General features: G+C 68.3%; 17 protein-coding genes and 1 tRNA gene. 4 read left to right on the top strand and 14 right to left on the bottom strand.

Annotated elements, in window-relative coordinates:
* The first annotated feature begins 23 nt into the window (after nucleotides 1–23).
* Nucleotides 24–797: a DeoR/GlpR family DNA-binding transcription regulator gene (locus C1930_RS05205; RefSeq protein ID WP_108771231.1), complete on the top strand. Its 774-nt coding sequence runs from the start codon at nucleotides 24–26 to the stop codon at nucleotides 795–797.
* A 20-nt stretch (nucleotides 798–817) separates the two neighbouring features.
* Nucleotides 818–1,948 carry an MFS transporter gene (locus tag C1930_RS05200; protein ID WP_108755561.1) on the top strand — a complete coding sequence of 377 codons (1,131 nt, stop codon included), beginning with the start codon at nucleotides 818–820 and terminating at the stop codon, nucleotides 1,946–1,948.
* Nucleotides 1,949–1,951: 3 nt separating this feature from the next.
* Here C1930_RS05200 and C1930_RS05195 read toward each other — a convergent pair whose 3' ends face one another.
* The 7 genes from C1930_RS05195 to C1930_RS05165 all read right to left on the bottom strand — a co-directional run bounded on the left by C1930_RS05195 (nucleotide 1,952) and on the right by C1930_RS05165 (nucleotide 10,864).
* Nucleotides 1,952–3,142 carry a VWA domain-containing protein gene (locus C1930_RS05195; RefSeq protein ID WP_108755560.1) on the bottom strand — a complete coding sequence of 397 codons (1,191 nt, stop codon included), beginning with the start codon at nucleotides 3,140–3,142 and terminating at the stop codon, nucleotides 1,952–1,954.
* Nucleotides 3,139–5,439 (bottom strand): DUF5682 family protein, encoded by a 2,301-nt coding sequence (locus C1930_RS05190; RefSeq protein WP_108771230.1) that lies wholly within the window; start codon nucleotides 5,437–5,439, stop codon nucleotides 3,139–3,141. Before C1930_RS05190 ends, C1930_RS05195 begins: the two co-directional genes overlap by 4 nt.
* A 14-nt stretch (nucleotides 5,440–5,453) precedes the next feature.
* A complete protein-coding gene (locus C1930_RS05185) occupies nucleotides 5,454–6,536 on the bottom strand; it encodes an AAA family ATPase (protein ID WP_108748761.1) in 1,083 nt (360 codons plus the stop codon).
* Nucleotides 6,537–6,572: 36 nt separating this feature from the next.
* Nucleotides 6,573–8,102 carry a DUF5691 domain-containing protein gene (locus tag C1930_RS05180; protein WP_108771229.1) on the bottom strand — a complete coding sequence of 510 codons (1,530 nt, stop codon included), beginning with the start codon at nucleotides 8,100–8,102 and terminating at the stop codon, nucleotides 6,573–6,575.
* Nucleotides 8,099–9,436, bottom strand: coding sequence for an SWIM zinc finger family protein (locus C1930_RS05175; RefSeq protein ID WP_108771228.1), 1,338 nt, complete (start codon nucleotides 9,434–9,436; stop codon nucleotides 8,099–8,101). The genes C1930_RS05180 and C1930_RS05175 overlap by 4 nt, the downstream gene beginning before the upstream one ends.
* A gap of 134 nt (nucleotides 9,437–9,570) precedes the next feature.
* A complete protein-coding gene (locus C1930_RS05170; RefSeq protein ID WP_108771227.1) occupies nucleotides 9,571–10,011 on the bottom strand; it encodes a hypothetical protein in 441 nt (146 codons plus the stop codon).
* 121 nt (nucleotides 10,012–10,132) lie between these two features.
* Nucleotides 10,133–10,864, bottom strand: coding sequence for a class I SAM-dependent methyltransferase (locus C1930_RS05165; RefSeq protein WP_108771226.1), 732 nt, complete (start codon nucleotides 10,862–10,864; stop codon nucleotides 10,133–10,135).
* Between the two features lie 548 nt (nucleotides 10,865–11,412).
* Between C1930_RS05165 and C1930_RS05160 the strand changes: the two genes are divergently transcribed.
* Together C1930_RS05160 and C1930_RS05155 are read left to right on the top strand one after the other, a co-directional pair.
* On the top strand, nucleotides 11,413–11,838 hold the full coding sequence (locus tag C1930_RS05160; RefSeq protein ID WP_108771225.1) for a hypothetical protein: 426 nt from the start codon (nucleotides 11,413–11,415) through the stop codon (nucleotides 11,836–11,838).
* 80 nt (nucleotides 11,839–11,918) lie between these two features.
* Nucleotides 11,919–12,818, top strand: coding sequence for a DUF6216 family protein (locus C1930_RS05155; protein ID WP_108771224.1), 900 nt, complete (start codon nucleotides 11,919–11,921; stop codon nucleotides 12,816–12,818).
* 153 nt (nucleotides 12,819–12,971) lie between these two features.
* Here C1930_RS05155 and C1930_RS05150 read toward each other — a convergent pair whose 3' ends face one another.
* From C1930_RS05150 to C1930_RS05120, 7 genes are all read right to left on the bottom strand, one after another.
* Nucleotides 12,972–13,406, bottom strand: a complete 435-nt coding sequence (locus tag C1930_RS05150) for a DUF6393 family protein (RefSeq protein ID WP_234412738.1) — start codon at nucleotides 13,404–13,406, stop codon at nucleotides 12,972–12,974.
* Nucleotides 13,407–13,587: 181 nt separating this feature from the next.
* A tRNA-Val gene (locus C1930_RS05145) sits at nucleotides 13,588–13,662 on the bottom strand.
* 195 nt (nucleotides 13,663–13,857) lie between these two features.
* Complete coding sequence (locus tag C1930_RS05140) at nucleotides 13,858–14,211, bottom strand: PilZ domain-containing protein (RefSeq protein ID WP_108748755.1); 354 nt, start codon at nucleotides 14,209–14,211, stop codon at nucleotides 13,858–13,860.
* Nucleotides 14,208–15,164: a DNA polymerase III subunit delta' gene (locus C1930_RS05135; protein ID WP_108771223.1), complete on the bottom strand. Its 957-nt coding sequence runs from the start codon at nucleotides 15,162–15,164 to the stop codon at nucleotides 14,208–14,210. The genes C1930_RS05140 and C1930_RS05135 overlap by 4 nt, the downstream gene beginning before the upstream one ends.
* Nucleotides 15,161–15,826, bottom strand: coding sequence for a dTMP kinase (gene tmk / locus C1930_RS05130; RefSeq protein ID WP_108771222.1), 666 nt, complete (start codon nucleotides 15,824–15,826; stop codon nucleotides 15,161–15,163). Before tmk ends, C1930_RS05135 begins: the two co-directional genes overlap by 4 nt.
* On the bottom strand, nucleotides 15,823–16,884 hold the full coding sequence (mltG, locus tag C1930_RS05125; protein ID WP_108755551.1) for an endolytic transglycosylase MltG: 1,062 nt from the start codon (nucleotides 16,882–16,884) through the stop codon (nucleotides 15,823–15,825). The genes tmk and mltG overlap by 4 nt, the downstream gene beginning before the upstream one ends.
* A gap of 168 nt (nucleotides 16,885–17,052) precedes the next feature.
* Nucleotides 17,053–18,417: an aminodeoxychorismate synthase component I gene (locus tag C1930_RS05120; RefSeq protein WP_108771221.1), complete on the bottom strand. Its 1,365-nt coding sequence runs from the start codon at nucleotides 18,415–18,417 to the stop codon at nucleotides 17,053–17,055.
* Nucleotides 18,418–18,422 lie beyond the last annotated feature (5 nt).

Genomic DNA, 18,422 nt, shown 5'->3' with positions numbered 1-18,422 from the left:
CACGATCATTCACGATTCACCCCATGACAGCCGAGCCCACTCTCCCCGCCCAGCGCACCCAGCTGATCCTGGACGAACTGCGCCAGCAGGGCCGCGTGGTGGCCGCCGACCTGGCGCGCCGCTATGCCGTGTCCGAAGATTCGATCCGCCGCGACCTGCGCGAACTGGCGGCCCAGGGGCTGTGCCAGCGTGTGTACGGCGGCGCCGTGCTGCCGGCACCGAAGCCGGCGCCGCTGCGCGAACGGCTGACCCAGGACCGCGGCGACAAGGCCGAACTGGCCGCACGCGTGGTGACCCTGCTGCAGCCCGGCCAGGTACTGCTGATCGATGCCGGTTCGACCAACCAGGCCATCGCCCAGCAGCTGCCCGGCGCATTGGCGCTGACGGTCATCACCAATGCGCCGCAGATCGCCACGGCGGCGGCGTGGCAGGCCGGCACCACCGTGCACCTGGTCGGCGGCCGCCTGGCCGAGGGCGGCGGTGCGGTGGGCGCCGAAGCGCTGGCCCAGGTGCAGCGGCTGCGCGCCGATGTGTACCTGCCTGGCGCCTGCGCGGTCGATGCCGATACCGGCGTGTGGGCGATGGATGGCGAGGAAGCCACGTTGAAGCGCGCGATGCTGGCCTGCGCCAGCCGGGTGATCGTGGCCGCGACCACCGAAAAGCTGGGCGCGCGTGGCGTGTGGCAGGTGGCTGCGCTGGATGAGATCGACGATCTGGTGTTGACCACCTCCGCCCCGGCCGCGCTGGCCGAACGCTTCCGTGCCGCCGGCATCGCCGTGCATCCCACGCATTCCTGACCCCCTTGTCCGGTTCTTCCATGACGCCTGTTTCCTCGCCCCGCGCGCAGCAGCACGCCACCCGTGCTGCGTTCTTCATTCCCGGTTTCGCCACCGCCATCTGGGCCACCCTGGTGCCCTTTGCCAAGGCCCGCAGCGGGGTGGACGACGCCACCCTGGGCCTGATCCTGCTCGGCCTGGGCGCCGGTTCGCTGCTGGCCATGCCGCTGGCCGGCGTGCTGGCGGCCCGGCTGGGCTGCCGCACGGTGATGATCGCCACCAGCGCGCTGATCTGCCTGTCCCTGCCGTGGCTGGCGGTGGCGTCCTCGCCCTGGGCGCTGGGCGCGATCCTGTTCGTGTTCGGTGCCGGCGTGGGTGCCATGGACTGCACCATGAACGTGCAGGCGGTGGTGGTGGAACGCGAATCGCGGCGCGCGATGATGTCCGGCTTCCACGCCTTCTACAGCATCGGCGGCTTCGTCGGTGCGGCCAGCACGCTGCTGCTGGGGGCCTGGCTGCCGCTGCTGCCGGCAGTGCTGGTGGGCTGCGCGGTGATGGTGCTGATCGCCCTGCCCGCCCTGCGCCACTGGCGCAACGAACGGGTCGCGCATGAGGGCCCCTTCCTGGCCTGGCCGCGCGGCATCGTGCTGTTCATCAGCGTGCTGGCGTTCGTGGCATTCCTGGCCGAAGGCACCATGCTGGACTGGAGCGCGCTGCTGCTGACCGATGTGCGCGGCGTGGCACCGACGCTGGCTGGCCTGGGCTATGCCGCCTTCGCCCTGAGCATGACTGTGGCGCGCCTGTTCGGTGACCGCGTGGTGGACCACCTGGGGCGGCACCGCGCCATCGTGCTGGGCGGCCTGCTGGGCGCGGCGGGCGTGCTGGTGCTGACCCTGGTCACGCCGTGGCAGGCCTCGCTGGTCGGTTACGTGATGCTGGGCCTGGGCTGCGCCAACGTGGTGCCGGCGCTGTTCTCGCTGGCCGGCAACCAGACCCGCATGCCCGAGGGCGTGGCGATCACCGCGGTCACCACGCTGGGCTACGCCGGCGTGCTGGCCGGGCCGGTGCTGATCGGCTTCGCCGCCCACCATGTGGGGCTGGTGGGCGCCTTCATCGGCGTGGCGGTGGCTTTCCTGGGCGTGGCGGTGGCGCCGCGCTGGCTGAAGGCCTGACCCTCATTCGGCGCGGGTGGCCAGCAGGCCATTGGCGCCGGCCCACTGGTTGATGTCGTCGCGGCGGATCGCCGCGGCCATCAGACCAGGGAACGCATCGGGCGTGCAGGCGAACGACGGCACGCCCAGCGCGGCCAGCTTGGCCGCCAGTTGCTGGTCGTAGGACGGGCGGCCTTCATCGCTCAGTGCCAGCAGCACGATGAACTGCACGCCCGATTCGACCAGCTCACGCGCGCGCGCCAGCAGTTTCTCCTCCACCCCGCCTTCGTACAGATCGGAAATAAGCACCAGGATGGCGCTGTGCGGTTCGCGGATCAGGCCCTGGCAGTAGCTCACCGCACGGTGGATGTCGGTCCCGCCGCCCAGCTGCACGCCGAACAGGATGTCCACCGGATCATCCAGCTGCTCGCTCATGTCCACCACTTCGGTGTCGAACACCACCAGCCGGGTGGAGACCGACGGCAGCGATGCCATGACCGCACCGAAGATGCTGGAATACACCACCGAGGCGGCCATCGAGCCGCTCTGGTCGATGCACAGCAGCACTTCGCGCTGCGGCTTGCGCGCCTTGCGGCCATAGCCCACCAGTTCCTGCGGCACCACCGTGCGCAGTTCCGGCTGCCAGTGCCGCAGGTTGCTGCGGATGGTGCGGTGCCAGTCGATCTCGGCCAGGCGTGGGCGCCGGTTGCGGCGTGCACGGTCCAGCGCCCCACTGACCGCCGTGCGCATCGGCTCTTCCAGCCGCGCCAGCAGATCGTCCACCACCGCGCGCACCACCATGCGTGCGGTTTCCTTGGTCTGCGCCGGAATGACCCGGCTCAGGCCAATCAGGTTGGCCACCATGTGCACGTCCGGCTGCACCTGTTCCAGCATCTCCTTTTCCAGCAGCATCTGGGTCAGGTTCAGCCGCTGCAGCGCGTCGCGCTGCATGACCTGCACTACCGACGACGGGAAGTAGCGGCGGATATCGCCCAGCCAGCGCGCGACGTTGGGCGCCGAACCACCGCGGCCACCGCGCCGGGACAGGCCGCCCTGGCCATCGGGCTCGTACAGCGCGGCCAGTGCCTGGTCGATGCCCTGCAATGCCTTGGGCAGCTCGCCGCAGCTCGCGTCGGCCTGCTCGCCCAGGATCAACCGCCAGCGCTGTTCGCGCGAGGTGGTGGCCGGCAGCGTTTCGTCTCGTTCAAGGCTCATGCGGGCACTCCCAGCAGTTCACGCAGCATCGGCAGCGCGCGTTCGGCGCGTGCGCGGTTCCAGTCCGGTGCCGCAGCGGTGGTCGCCACCGGCGCGCCCGGCGCCTGCTTCACGCGCGACCCCAGGTCGCGACGATCGGCTGCTTCGAACGCCGAGAACGTGCGCCGCACCAGCGGCAGCACGCGCACCAGCGCGTCCTCGTCCAGCGCCACCACCCAGGCATCGATCATCTGCCACACCGCATCGTCGTGCAGCAGCACGGTGGCGTTGCGGTTGAGGAAACCATCGAGCCATTGCGCAGCCTCCAGCGGCGTGGCGCCTGCCGAAAGCTGCAGCTGCAGCTGCGCGTGCACGGCGCCCGCATCCAGCGTGCCGCTGTCGAACAACAGGCGCAGGCTGACGCCGCGCAGCAGCGCGCTGCTGGCCGGTGACAGGGCCACCCGCTGCAGCGCCTGCCGCCAGTGCCCGCTGCGCTCGGCATCGTTGCGCAGCGCCACGGCACGATCGGCCGCCAGCAGCACCTCGCGGGCGTGCTCGGCATGCGCTTCGTCCAGCGCGCTTACCGCTACCAGCAGACCGACGCCTGCGCGTTCCAGCATGCTGTCGAACAGGTGTGCCACCTGCACGCCTTCGGTCTGCCGCACGTTGCCGTAGCGATGGATGTTGGCCAGCGGCGGCAAGGCGGCCAGCAGCGCCAGCGGATCGGCCGCCGTGGCCGCGCGCGCCTCCAGTTCCGCAGCGATGGCCTGCACCGCGTGCGGCAGATCGGCCAGCAGCACGCGGTCCACCAGCGCGGATACCTCGGCCAGGCCATCGGCGCGGCGCGCCTGGCCGATGGCGTGGTTACCGGCCGCATCCACCAGCGTCTGTCCGTGGCGGCTGGCCTCCACCACCGCCACCGCGAAATGCGGCTGCCACGCCAGCTGCCAGATTTCATGGAAGGTGCCGCGCGCCGAATGGCCGGTACGCGCCAGCCGCCCCCACGCGATGCCCAGCAGGCCCAGCCGGTGCAGCAGATGGCTGCGGGCCAGATCGTTGTCCTTGCGCAGGTCCAGATCGAGAGTCTTTTCCAGCGCCTCCGGCTTCAGCCGCAGGCGCTTCTGCTGCGCTTCCAGATCGCGCTGCAGCGGCACCACCGGCACGCTGGCGGGCACCTGGCCCAGCGCCTCGCCCACCAGCAGATGCTCGGCGATCAGGCGCATGGGCGCGTCATCGCCGTTGCAGATGACACTGCGGCTGGCATCGGCAATGTCTTCAAGCCCGGGCGCCGGGCGACCGCGCAGCGCGGCCAGGGTATCGGCCAGGCGGGTGGCTTCGATCAGGTGTGCAGAGGAACAATCCAGCCCGTGCTCGCGCAGCAGGCGGCCGACGCGCGCATACCAGCCCACCGCACGCTGGCCGTGCACGCCGGCGTTGCGCCACAGATGGTCGTACCAGCCCGGCGCGTCCACGCCGGCGCCGTAACCGCTGCCGGTGCTCAGGTGGCGGTAGGTCCAGGGCACCCAGGTGCTCTGCGTGCGGCGCCGCGGCAGGCCCTTCAGCAGCCGGTTGTCGGCCGCGGCGGTGTTCGCGCGCAGCGCCTGCGGCTGCAGGGCCGGCACATGCCAGGCACCGCAGACCACGGCAACGCGCTGGAACTCCTTGCTGGCACTGCGCAGCGCGCTGCGCATGTGCGCCTCGCGCACGGCTTCCTGTTCCGCACGCTGGCCGGGATAGGCCGGCGTATGTTCGCGCACGGCGGTCATCGCCTCGGCAATGGCTTCAAACAGGCCCTGCCCGTCACCGCGCTCTTCCACCATGTAGTTCCACCAGGCCTCGCCGTCGGCGTGACCGGCCGCCTGCGCCAGCCAGTCCAGCGGATCGGCCGGGCGCTGCAGCGCTGTGGCGGCGTGGGCCGGGTCCGGTGCGGCCGTGCCGGCGTCGTCCAGGTCGTCGGGCTCTTCCGGCAACGGTTCGGCCGGCGGCTGCGCGCGCCATTCCAGCGACAGCGCCGCCGGCACATCCATGAAGCGCACGGCCACGCCGTTGCGCAGCGCCCACTGCAGGGCCTGCCATTCCGGCGAGTACAGCGCGTAGGGATGGAACACCGCCAGTTGCGGATCGTCCACGCTGTAGGACAGCAGCGCCACTGGCGGCTGCATGTCGGCGTCCAGCACGTGCGGCAGCAGGTCTTCGCAGCCGGCAGGGCCTTCAATCAGCACGCACTCCGGCTGCAATGCCTGCAGCGCGGCCAGCAGGCTGCGTGCGCAGCCCGGGCCGTGGTGGCGGATGCCGAACAGGGAAATCCCTTCACTCATCGGCGTGGGCCTGCTCAGGCGTGTTCGCGGAAGGCGCGGTACAGATCCTTCCAGTCGTCGCGTTCCTTCACCACCGTTTCCAGGTACTCCTTCCACACCAGGGCGTCCTGCACCGGATCCTTCACGATGGCGCCGATCATGCCGGCGGCCATGTCGGCCGGGCGCAGCACGCCATCACCGAAGTGCCCGGCCAGCGCCATGCCGTTGTTGATGACCGAGATTGCTTCGGCGGTGGACAAGGTGGCGGTGGGGCTCTTCAGCTTGGCCTTGCCATCTTCGGTGATGCCGTTGCGCAGCTCGCGGAAGATGCGCACCACGCGCGCCACTTCCTGCAGCGCCGGCGGCTCGGCGGGCAGGTCCAGCGCGCTGCCCATCTCCGCCACGCGCTTGAGCACGATCGCCACTTCGTCCTGCTCGCTGGACGGCACCGGCAGGATGACGGTGTTGAAGCGGCGCTTCAGCGCGCTGGACAGCTCGTTCACGCCCTTGTCGCGGTTGTTGGCGGTAGCGATCACGCTGAAGCCACGCACGGCCTGCACCTCGCTGCCCAGTTCGGGCACCGGCAGGGTCTTTTCCGAAAGCACGGTGATCAGTGCGTCCTGCACATCGGCGGGAATGCGGGTGAGTTCTTCGATGCGCGCGATCTTGCCCAGGCGCATGGCGTTCATCAGCGGGCTGGGCACCAGTGCCTTTTCGCTGGGGCCGTTGGCCAGCAGCTGCGCGTAGTTCCAGCCGTAGCGGATCTGCTCTTCGCTGGTACCGGCCGTGCCCTGCACCAGCAGGGTGGAATCGCCGCTGATGGCCGCGGTCATGTGTTCGGACACCCACGACTTGGCGGTGCCCGGCACGCCGAACAGCAGCAACGCGCGATCGGTGGCGATGGTGGCCACTGCGATTTCCATCAGGCGACGGTCGCCGATGTACTTGGGGCTGACCACGAAACCGTTGTCCAGCGTGCCACCGACCAGATAGGTCACCACCGCCCACGGCGACAGCGTCCAGTTGGCCGGGCGCTGGCGGTTGTCCTGCCGGCGCAGTTCATCCAGCTCGTGGGCGTATTGGTGTTCGGCGTGCTGGCGCAGGACGGTCGTGCTCATGGTGGCTCCAGTGGCAATTCGAAAAGGGGGAAAGGGTCAGATCGGTGCGTACAGCGCGCGGCGGGTGAGCAGCAGAGCGCGGGCCTGCTGCGTGCAGGCCAGCATGGCCTCGGTGGCCGTGGCCGGCGGCTCGGCCACCTGCACCTGCGCCAGTACCGACGGGTGCAGCACGGCCAGCAGTTCCAGCAACTGGTCGCGCAGCAGGTAGTCGTAGCGCAGGCGTTCATCGCCCAGCAGCGCGCCCACCTGCGGGGCCAGCGCCTGCGAATAGGCCGGGCCCAGCACCTGTGCCGCTTCGGTGCTGTCCAAAACGGTGTGCAGCAGGCCCTGCGCCTGCAGTTCGGCCAGCGTGGCCGGCCAATGGCGCTCGCGCTGCTGCACCGGCAACAGCGCCAGCAACGCGGTCTTGTGGTGGTAGCTGGCTTTGTGCGCGATCAACGCTTCCACCCAGGCCGGTTCACCGGCATCCACCTGTTCGATCCAGGCGCGCAGCAGGGCGGCGAACCAATCGGTCTTCTGCGCCCAGGCCAGCACCTCCTCGGGGGTCTTTTCCAGGGTCTGGCACCACCACTGCAGCGGCCACTGGCGGGCCAACTGATACAGCCACCAGGCACGTTCGCCCAGCGATTCGCCGTTGGGCCGCTTGCTGTCGATGCCAGCCTCCGCCCAGCCCGCTTCCGCGGCCGCCGGTGCCTGCAACTGCCAGGTGCTACGCCGCAGCAGTCCACTGCGCTGGGCCTGCAGCAGGCCCTGCATCTGCGCCTGCAGGAAGCGCGCGTGCGCGCTGTCGGGCAGTCGCGCCAGCAGCGGGCCCACCAGCGCGCGTACCTCGCGGCTGCGGTCCTTCAACAGTGCCTGCAACAGCGCTTCATCGTCGGCGTGCAGGCCGTTGCCCAGCGCCGCCACGAACAGCGCGCGATCGCGCGCCGGCAATTCCTTCAGGTTCTGCTGCAGACGCGCACGCGCCGCGCCCGGATCGATCGCACGCTGCTGCTGGAACGCCTGCAGGCGGGCTTCGCTGCTGCCTTCGTTCCAGACCTGTTCCAGGTCCTGCGCCGTGGCAACAGGAGCGACGCCGCCCAGCGCATAGCGCCACTCGTCGTTGCACGCCGCCAACCAGCGCCCGCGCTCGCCCAGCACCGGGCGCAGCACGTCACGCAGCGCCGCGAAGCGCGCGCCCGTGTCGAGCGCAGCCGGTAGCACCGCCACCGGCAGGTGCCTGCCCTGCGCAGCCAGGCGCACACAGGCCTGCTGGCGCAGGCGCTTCAGCCACGGCGCGGCATGGCCGGCGTTGAACAAGGTGGCCAGCAGCGACGCCCAACCATGATCGGCTGGCAAGGCCGCCGGATCGTGCGGGGCCAGTGCGGGCACCGCCACCGCCGCTGCCAACGGCGCGGCCGCGCGGCGGCAGGCGGCCAGCACGCCCATCTGCCGGCTGTACGCCAGCGCCGGGTCGTCGGCCCCTTCGATGATGGCCTGCAGCACATCGTCCATCGCGCCACCGGTGCAGATGGCCTGCGGTCGGTCCACGCCCAGCAATGCCGGTTTCAACCAGACCTCGTTCATGCCGCACTCCTTTCCCAACGCTCGCCCTGCGCATTCCACGCCGACAGCGGCAACAGCGTCTGCCCATCCCATTCGCCCATCACGCACAGCGCCTGGCCACCGCCGAAGGCGAGCAACGACCAGGCCTGCAGGCCGGGCAACTGCAGCGGCAACGCGCCTTCGGCGTGCTGCAACCAGCTGCGCGTGCCGTCGTGGGCCACATGCACATCACTGACGCGCAGCGCGACCTGCGGCAACCAGGGGTTGTCGGCATAGGGCTGCGTTGCCGATTCCAGCGTATCGGGCCGTGCGCTGGCCGGGCCCGGCGTGGCGGCCTGCACATCGCTGGCCAACGCACGCAGCGGCACCGTACCGGGGTGGAAGTGCAGCGTTGCCGCGTGCACGCAGCCGGTCAGCCATTGCGCGTCCCAGCCGCGGCCACCGTGGCTGAATTCCTGCAGCAGTGCGGTGCGCCCGCTGTCCAGGCCCTGCAGCCAGACCCGGCGTTCAATCAGGTTGCCGGCCTGTTCGATCAGTCGTTGCCCCTGCACGTGCCAGCGGTCGGCAACGGCTTCGCCGTCGCGCTGCACGCTCTCGCGTTCCAGCGGCCAGCCCAGCGCGGCGCGCAGGTCGGCCACGCGTGCAGCGGTCAGGCTGTCGCGGCGCGGCACGGCCTGGGTGAGCAGTTGCAGCAGCCCCAGTTGCAGGGCCAGTTCACCCAGCTGTGCCAGCCCGCGCGTACCGCTGCCCAGTGCCGCATCGAGCTGGCTGGCCAGGCCCGGCGCCTGCGCATCGACCATGCGCGCGACCATGCGCTGCGCATCGGCATCGAAATCGGCAGGAAGATTGGCCAGCCCCTGGCGGAACTGGTCGGTGATCCAACGTTCAAGCTCAGCGGCGCCGGCTTCGATGCGCGCCCAGCGCCCCTGTTCGCGCTTGCCGGCGGCAGCGGCGGCGGCCTGCGGATCGGGCGGCGGCGCACTGGCCGCGGCTTCGGCGGCGGCTTCCTTGCGCGCGGAGCGATCGCGGCGACCCTGCAGCCATTCATCCACCCACGCCGGACGCGCCTGCGGTACGCAGCGCGGGTTGCCCGACGCGTACAACAGCAGCAACGCCAGGCCGTGCTTGCACGGAAATTTGCGGCTGGGGCACGAGCAGCGGCTGACCAGCGCGGCCAGGTCCACCTGGGTCTGGTAGGGCTTGGAACCGCTGCCCTGGCATTCACCCCACAGGGCTTCGGCATCGGCGCCCAGCAGGCCCCACTTGCCATCGATGGCCAGCGCAGCGCCGGCCTTGGCCGACGCCGCATCCGGCGCCAGCGCGAGCACCTGCTCGCGCGTGAGTCGTACTTCCATATGCGTACTCACTTCAGTTCGACGTCCATCATAGCCGAGCGCAGATGACATTCACGGGAGGGCCATCATGGCCGCACCGGGTATCACCCGGCGAGACGCCCGGCGCCGCGCGCACGGGGGCCGGGCGCCGCAGACTACGGCGCGACGGACGTTGCGAAGTCCAGATAGTCTTCGTGCAGGCCCTGGATCAAGCGGCCGCTGGGCGTGTCATCTGCGTCAGTTTCCATCAGTACCCACCCGGGCATGCCGTCTTCGCGCATCGACGGGCCTTCGTCCACCGCCATCACGAAGCTGTTGCCCAGCGCTTGGCCGTAGGCGCGCAGCAACGCCTCCAGCGCGGCGGCGGGCACCGCACTGCGCAGGGCCTGCAGGGTGTCGGCCAGATCATCGCGATCGAACAGCGTTTCGGCCAGCGCCGAATCGACATCGTCGGCCAAGCGATGCACGTCGCGCAGCACCAGGAAGCGGGCGAACTGCGGAATGTCTTCGCGCAGTTCGCTGTCGGCCCAGCTGGCCGGATCGCTGCAGCCGGCGCTGCGCAGGGCGGAAATGAGCGCGGTACGTCGTTCGTTCATGGCAGGCACATGCAGGAAGGCCGCCCCAGCATACCCAAGCCCGCGCAAGGGGACGGAGGGAGGCAGGTCGCAACCACCCCCTGCGGCGCGCCCCGCCCCCTTCCGTCCTGAGCGGTGCCGCTCAGCGCTGGCAGAGCAGGTTCACCGACATGCAGTTGTGCACGTAGTCGTTCCAGTAGCCGGGGGGATGGCGCGCCACGTCTTCGGCATCCAGCTGCGGCTCATGCCACTGCGGTCGCGCGAAACCGGCCAGCACGGCGGCCTCTTCGTAGTGCGTGCGCGGCCAACGATAGTTGGTGACCTGCGCCGGCGGCGTGCCGGGAAACTGCAGGCGCAGCCGCGCACCGTCCTGCCAGGGCTGTTCTTCCAGCACCTTCACCCCGTACTGCGCGTAGTCGCCCAGCGCCAGCCGGTAATCGGGATTGAAGGTCTGCACCACCAGCCGACCGCCAGGCTTCAGGTGGCGCTCCACCGCAGCGAACATCGCCTGCAGGGTGGCCGGGCACTCCGCATAGTTGAACAACCAGGCCGCCACCACGATGTCGAACGTACCGATGTCGGCCATGTCCAGCACGTCACGGGTGTGGAACTGCATGTCGTCGTTGCTGTGCCGCGACAGCGCACGGGCGAAGTCGATCATGCCCTGCGACTGGTCCACGCCCACCGCACTGCGCGCGCCATGGCGCAGCAGCACGCGGCCGTAGTAGCCCGAGCCACAGGCCAGGTCCAGCACATCGCGCCCCTGCAGCGGGCCGGCCAGCTGCAGCAGGGTGCGCACTTCGATGGGGCGCGTGGGCGAAGCCCCCGCATAGGCTACGTACTGATCGACCATGCTGTCGTAGTGGGCAGACATCGGCACTCCCTCGCGTGTTGAAAACGTCTGGTGACAACGCTATCCGCATGGGGTGTCGTACCGAAGGGGCAAATGCGACATATCCGTCTTAAAACGGTTGTAAAGATGGATTTGGGGTTTGTGACGCGAACGGCCGGGTGGCGCTGGGCACTGGTGGGTTGCTTACGCGTGTTGGAGATCGTCAGCGCACGCTGTTGGTGATCGCGTGCGCAGGTGGTGTGTGGTGCTGCTCACAGAAGTGAAATCTCCCGTGGAATGGCAACTTTCCTCAGTGACGTTCGTGCTGGAACGCGCCGATGCTCGGCCTGCCGGGGCACGTTGCCTTGGTCGGGATTGGCGTCTCGAATAAACAAATGAACATCCATCGCTGCGGGTCACACCACAGCAGAGAGAATGCACCGCTGGCCTTTCATGGCGGCCGGTGCGTGGGGATCGTCCGATCCGCCAGGCCTTCTTCTCGATGGAAGTTCGTTTGCCTTGGTACGCCAACCCGCACCGTCCGCCACCTTCCTTGCAGAAGGTGGCCTTACGCCAGTGAGGGTTTCGCCATGACCAATCGATCCAGCCTCCATCCCCGCCTGCACGCGCTCATCGGCGATATTGCCAGCGACGTGCCCGACGACATTGCCCGAGAAATCGAGTGCGCGTTGCGCGACGCCTCGCCCGCCACGGATCAATCCCTGTTCCTTGCCCAGCTGCAGGCGATCCGCATCGGTGATGCGGAGGACGGCCAGGCTTGCGCTACGCAGATGCTCAGTGCGCCTTGCGTGGCCTCGATCAGCCGCTCATTGGCCGCGCTGGCCACCGCACTGGAGCTGCTGCATGCCGATGAGCGTGCACGTGTGCAGGGGCAGCCACACGAGCATCTGGGTGATGGTCATCGCGATGGCTTGTTGTTTGCTGCGCGGCAACTGGCGGAGCGTGTTCGTGTGGAGCTGCATGATGCGAGGTGTCATGATCAGCCGCGTAGCTGAGCAGTCTCACATCGCACAAGTAAAGTTTGACCCACCTCAGCCGATCCCGTTGAACACCCTTCAACATGGATCAGTGAAGCATGCTGTTTGAGATACCCAAGTTCAGTATCGCAGCCGGAACGTTAGGGCCTGCGCTGATTCTTCTAGGCCTCATGTATCTCTGCTACCGCGCGGAGTCGCTCCATCACATAAGGCTGCGATTGATCCGGCTATTTGTCTCAAGACGGGACCTGACCCACGATGCAATCAACCAGCACATCCTGGATGAATCCTCACTGTTCGCGTTCCGATTCAGCACTGGCATCAAGGCGCAAACAGCCGCAGAGGCCGAGCGGATCATCGCGTTTGGCCTCGCCCACGATGTCCCGTTGTCACTGATCAGCCGAGCCGGCAAAGCCTTCAACATTGTCGAGCTCAAGATGCGAGAGAAGTCCCTGCCGCGCCCGTGGCACGCCCCCGTGTTTTTTGCGCTCGCCTTTGCCTTGTTCACGCCCGCAGTCTTCTTCGTCGGCATGTCTACCGACAAGGAATTCATGACATCACTCAAGGAGACGGGAACCGAGATCTGGCTGTCTGCCGATCATGTCACCCCACGCGAAGGCATCCGCAAAGGAAATCCCACCATCTACAAGGATGCTCTCTGCAAGGATGCCACGCGGCCAGGCAACGACGGGACGTCCAGTTGGCCCAGCAGCCGAGACCAGGAGATTCTGTGCGAGGTATTCAATGACCCTGAGCTTTCCAGCTTGATCGACGAGGAAGTCAAAGCCCAGCGCCTTGTCTGGATCTACTGTGCTGTACTGCTTGGCGGACTGAGCGCGTCCGTGTTCTTTGCCTTGATCCAGATCCTCTCCGCGCAGAATCTGGCTCGACGCCTGTCAGGGACAGCTGCGATCTCTGAGCAAGCCATCGCGCCCAGGCCCCGGAAGCTCTGCATCCATTTGTCGATCTTTGGACATGGCCGAAGTTCGGACCATTGATCACTCGAAAATGGAAAAGCCGGCTCCGCGCCGGTTTTTTCATATGCACTGAGAAGTGAGGGGCCTCCAACTTCCACATCACCGCCCGAATCGCGGACAGACTCGAACATCGGACGGTCATCTCCAGCGATGACGCAGGTGACGAAAGCTCCGCTACTGATGCTTCAGGTGCACCGCCTGCACTTGCGCAAGCTTGCCTGCGCCATCGAAGGTAAACGTCATGACCACCGAGCGCGCGTCTGGATCCAGCATCGCCTTGCCCTGGTCATCGCGAACAATCAAGGTCGCGGGCGAATCCTCGATGATCCGGGCTCCCGGCTGTTCCCGTAGCGCCGCCAGCACATCAACGCGTGGCGTCCCCGCCGGCAGATAGCGGCTGACGATGGCACTTACATCCAACTGTTCGAATCCAACCGCCTTCCGGGACGCATGGATTTCCTCCAGCATCGCGCTCACGCCCCGGTTCCTGCCCGCTTCCACAGTGCGCGAACCCAGGTCAGATGATGATGTGCAGCCCGCAATAGCCATCACCACCGTTGCGGCCATGATGAAGGATCGCGTACATGCAAAAAATCCGGGACGTTCCATGGCCCCTCCTGATGAAGGCACAGGGTGTGCGTCCATCGAATCTACGCCACTCGTTCTTTGAGCGGCAAGAGCTTGGAACGACAGGGCCTCTGGAGTGAGCGCACACGACCCATCCGTGCTCATCCGAATCACAGCCAACAAAAAAGCCCCCATTGCTGGAGGCTTTTTTCGTTCTGCAACATGGTGGGCGGTACAGGGATCGAACCTGTGACCCTTGCCGTGTGAAGGCAATGCTCTACCGCTGAGCTAACCGCCCGGTGTGTTGCTGAGCCGCTCATTATAGGGGCTTTTTTGAGGCCGTCAACACTTTTTCACATTTGTGTTCACGGGGCTTTTTCAGGCCTGTCGTCGAGCTGTCGTCGAGCATGGCTCGACGCTACAGAGGAGGAGCAGTCGAGCAAGCTCGACTCTACGACGGGGCGGGATCTCGGGTGTTTCGGGGTTCGCCGCCTTACATGGTGTGGGTGGGCTTGTCCGAGCTGGTCAGCCCGGCCAGCAGGGTTTCGATCTTGTGGCGCACGGTTTCGCCTTCCTGGCCGTCGGCCAGCTGCACGCCGATGCCGGCGGTGCGGTTGCCCTGTGCGCCGGCCGGGGTGACCCAGATCACTTTGCCGGCCACCGGCAGGCGTTCGCTGGAATCGGGCAGGGTCAGCAGCAGGAAGACTTCGTCGCCCAGGAAGTAGCGCTTGGGCGTGGGCACGAAGATGCCGCCATTCTTCACGAATGGCATGTACGCGCTGTACAGCGCCGCCTTGTCCTTCACGGCCAGGGACAGGATGCCCTGGCGGGCGTTGCTGGCACTCATCGGTTACCCCTTGCGGCAGGCCGCTCGTTGACTTTGTTCCAGGCCAGCAGCAGCTCGACCACCGCCAGATCCGCACGCACCGTGGTGCGCAGCAGGTCGCGGGTGCGATTGGCCGCATCGAACCAGGCTGCAAGCTTGTGCAATCGCTCCGGCGTGGTCAAGGCATCGGTGCTGGCCTGGGCCAGCGCCAGGTCGGCGGCGAAGCGCAGGCGCAGGGCCGCGTTGTCATCGCCACACCACTTCTGCGCCAGCTCCACCGCACCGGTCCTGCCGGCGGCCAGCTGTTCCAGCTCGCGCCCCACTTCGCGGCGCAGGCTCAGGCCGTCTTCGCGAAGCCAGTTATCGGCCTGGCCGGGATGGCCACGCGCGGCCTCCAGCGCTTCGCGCGCGGCCGCTTCACTGTGGCCCTGCTGCAGCAACCAGGCCAAGGCTTCGTCATGCGGTGGCAGCTTGAATTCCAGACGCTGGCAACGGCTGCGCACGGTCTGCGGCAGGCGTGCCGGGTCGCTGCTGATCAGCCACAGGTAACGACCAGGCTGCGGCTCTTCCAGGGTCTTCAGCAACGCGTTGGCGGCCGAACGGTTGATCGCATCGGCCGGATCGACGATCACCACCTGGGCCACGCCGTACTGCGGGGTCAGCGCCAGCTTGTTGGTGATCTCGCGCACCTGCTCGATCACGATCTCGGTGCGCAGCTTGTCGCCGCTCTTGTTCGGAATGAAGCTGACCAGCTGCAGGTCCGGGTGGGTGCCGGCGGCAATCAACTGGCGCGTGCGTGCGGCGTGGGCCGCATCGCCGCGGGACAGCACATGGTCGGCCAGGGCCAGCGCCACTTCGCGCTTGCCCAGCCCGGCCGGGCCGCAGATCAACAGGCCATGGCCCAGGCGGTCGGCATCGAGCGCGGCCACGGTCTGGTCGAAGGCGCGCTGCTGCCAGGGCGAAAAGGTGCTCATGCGCCCTGCCCCGCCTGCAGCCACTGCTCCACGCGCGCCACCACATCGGCGGCCACGCGTTCCTGCACCTGGCCGGCATCGATCAGGGCGAAGCGCTGCGGGTCCTGCTGGGCGCGGCTGCGGAACACTTCGCGCACGCGCTGGAAGAAATCGTCCTGCTCGCTTTCGATGCGGTCCGGCCACAGATCGCGGCCATTGGCGCGGGCGCGGCCCACGGCCACGTCCACATCCAGCAGCAGGGTCAGGCCCGGCAGCAGGCCCACCGCGCGGCGCTCCAGATCGGCAATCCACTGCGGGTCCAGGCCGCGGCCACCGCCCTGGTAGGCGTAGCTGGAATCGGTGAAGCGATCACTGAGCACATAGGCACCGCGCTGCAGTGCCGGCTGGATCACCTGGCGCACATGCTGCGCACGCGCGGCGAACACCAGCAGCAGTTCGGCCTCGGCACTGAGCGGTTCGGCGGCAATCTCGGCGTCGGGCTTCAGCACCAGGCCGCGGATGCGCTCGGCCAGCGGCGTGCCGCCCGGTTCGCGGGTCAGCACCACCTCGTGGCCATGGCGGCGCAGGCAATCGCGGATGGCGTTGATGGCGGTGGTCTTGCCCGCGCCCTCGCCGCCTTCCAGGCTGACGAAACGCGGGTGGCGAAGCAGCGCGGAACTCATTGCGCCGGGGTCTCCTTGTTGCGTTGCTGGCGCAGCTGCTGCAGGTAGCGGGCTACGGCGGCGTTGTGCTGGTCCAGGCTGGGCGAAAACACGTGTGCGCCGCTGCCATCGCCCACGGCGACGAAGTACAGCGCATTGCCCGGTGCCGGCTGCGCGGCGGCCATCAGCGCATCGCGGCTGGGCATGGCGATCGGGGTGGGCGTCAGCCCGGCACGGGTGTAGGTGTTGTAGGGCGTGTCGGTGGTCAGGTCGCGGCGGCGGATGTTGCCGTCGTAGGCCGCGCCGATGCCGTAGATCACCGTGGGGTCGGTCTGCAGGCGCATGCCGATCTTCAGGCGGCGCATGAACACCCCGGCAATCTGCGGCCGCTCGCTGGCCAGCGCGGTTTCCTTTTCGATGATCGACGCCAGGGTCAGCAGCTCGTAGGGCGTGTTGATCGGCAGATCCGGCGCGCGGCTTTCCCAGGCTTCGTCCAGGGCTTTTTCCATCGCCGCGTGCGCACGCTTGAGCACGTCCAGGTCGCTGTCGCCACGCTGGTAGACATAGGTTTCCGGCAGGAAGCGGCCCTCCGGGTGCTGGCCACCGAAGCCCAGGCGCTGCATCAGTGCAGCGTCATCCAGGGTATCGGTGGTGTGCAGCAGCGGTTCGGCGCGCTTCAGGGCAGCGCGTACCTGGCGGATGTTCCAGCCTTCGACGATCGTGACGCGGTGCTGCAGCACCTTGCCCGCACGCATGCGCAGCAGCAGCTCGCGCGGGGTCAGGCGGTTGTCCAGCGCGTACTCGCCCACCTTCAGCTTGCCGGCGGCATCAAGCTGGCGCGCCAGCAGCTGCCACTGGGTGTCCTGGCCTTCGTCCACGCCGGCGTCGCGCAGCTTGCGCAGTACGCTGTTCAGGCCGTCGCCGCTGGCGATGACCACGCTGTCGGTGGACGGGCTGATCGGCTGGTCGGCGAACTGGCTCTGCTGGTGGAAGAACCACGCGCCCGCACCGACCAGCACGGCGGCCAGCACCAGCAGCAGCGTTACCACGAACAGACACCCGCGCTTGGCTCCCGCCATGGACTACCTCTGAATGCGATTCCGCCGTGCAGGATACCGTGCCCGGTGGCGTGGGGTCATGATGGGGGTGTGTGCCAGTGCCGACCAACGGTCGGCACCCACCAGGATCGGTCATCGTAGGGGGTCAGAGCCCTCGCGCGCCGCGCGAGGGATCTGACCCCCGGCCGGTCAGCCCTGCTGGCCCAACGCGCGCAGCAGGCCGCGGGCCTTGGCGCGGGTCTCGTCCAGTTCCTTGTCCGGGTCCGAATCGACCACGATGCCGGCGCCGGTACGGAAACTGACTTCGCTGCCGTCCACTTCGGCGGTGCGGATCAGGATGTTCAGGTCCAGGTCGCCGTCGCGGTTCAGCCAGCCGAAGGCGCCGGTGTAGGCACCGCGCGGCACCTGTTCCAGCTCGCTGATGATCTGCATGCAGCGCACCTTCGGGCAGCCGGTGATGGTGCCGCCGGGGAAGGTGGCGGCGATCACTTCGCCGGGGGTGACGTCAGGGCGCAGATGGCCGCTGACGTTGCTGACGATGTGGTGCACATGGGCGTAGCTCTCCACCGTCATCAGTTCATCCACCACCACCGTGCCGGGCAGGCAGATGCGGCCCAGGTCGTTGCGCTCCAGGTCGATCAGCATCACGTGCTCGGCGCGCTCCTTGGGGTGGCCGACCAGTTCCTGGATGCGCGCGGCATCGTCGTCACCTTCGAAGCGCGGGCGGGTGCCGGCAATCGGCCGGGTCTGCGCGTGGCCGGCGTGCACCGATACCAGGCGCTCCGGCGATGAGCTGACCACATGGCGGCCGTGCGCACTGAACAGCCCGGCAAACGGTGCCGGGTTGGCACGACGCAGCTGCGCGTACAGCGCCTGCGGGCTGACCGGCGCGGCGAACTGCGCGCTCCAGCGGCGCGACAGGTTCACCTGGAACACATCGCCGGCGCGCAGGTAATCGATCACCCGGCGCACGCCGTCGGTGAAGCGCTGCGGCGCGTCTTCGCCCACCGACTGCGGCGGCTGCCAGCCCTGCCCGGCCTCGGGCAGCGCGGCCGCGGCCTGCGCCACCAGCGCGTCCAGCAGGACCTGCTGGTCAGCCTCGGCAATGACGAAACTGGCGTTCGCTTCGTGGTCGTGCAGCAGCGCAGCCGGGCAGCGCAGCGCCAGCGCGGTGGGGCGGCCATCGTCGCGCGCGCGCGTTGGCAGCACCGGTTCAATCTGGCTGGCCACTTCGTAGTCCAGCATCAATGCCCAGCCGCCGCGGAACGGCAGGCTGTGGCTGCCGTCGTGCGGCAAGCGCTCGGCCTGCCAGGCGCGGTCGAGCACCTGCAGGAAGGTGCCCGGCTGCACCGCATCGTGCTGGTCACGCACCTGGCCATCGGCATCCAGCCGCAGCTGGTCGCCCTGCGCGGCCAGCAGCAGGCTCCAGCGCCCCTGCGCGGTACCCGAGGCGGTGGACTCCATCAGCAGCGGGAAGCGCGCGGGGGCGTGCTGCTGCACGGCCAGCAGGTCGATCGGGTGCGGCAGCGGGTGGATCAGCGGTGCGTGGGTCATGGCGG

The sequence above is a fragment of the Stenotrophomonas sp. SAU14A_NAIMI4_8 genome (genome assembly GCF_003086695.1).
In the GTDB taxonomy this organism is placed as follows: Bacteria; Pseudomonadota; Gammaproteobacteria; order Xanthomonadales; family Xanthomonadaceae; genus Stenotrophomonas.
Note: the sequence above shows the minus strand (reverse complement) of the source record. Positions and strands in the feature narration are given on the sequence as shown.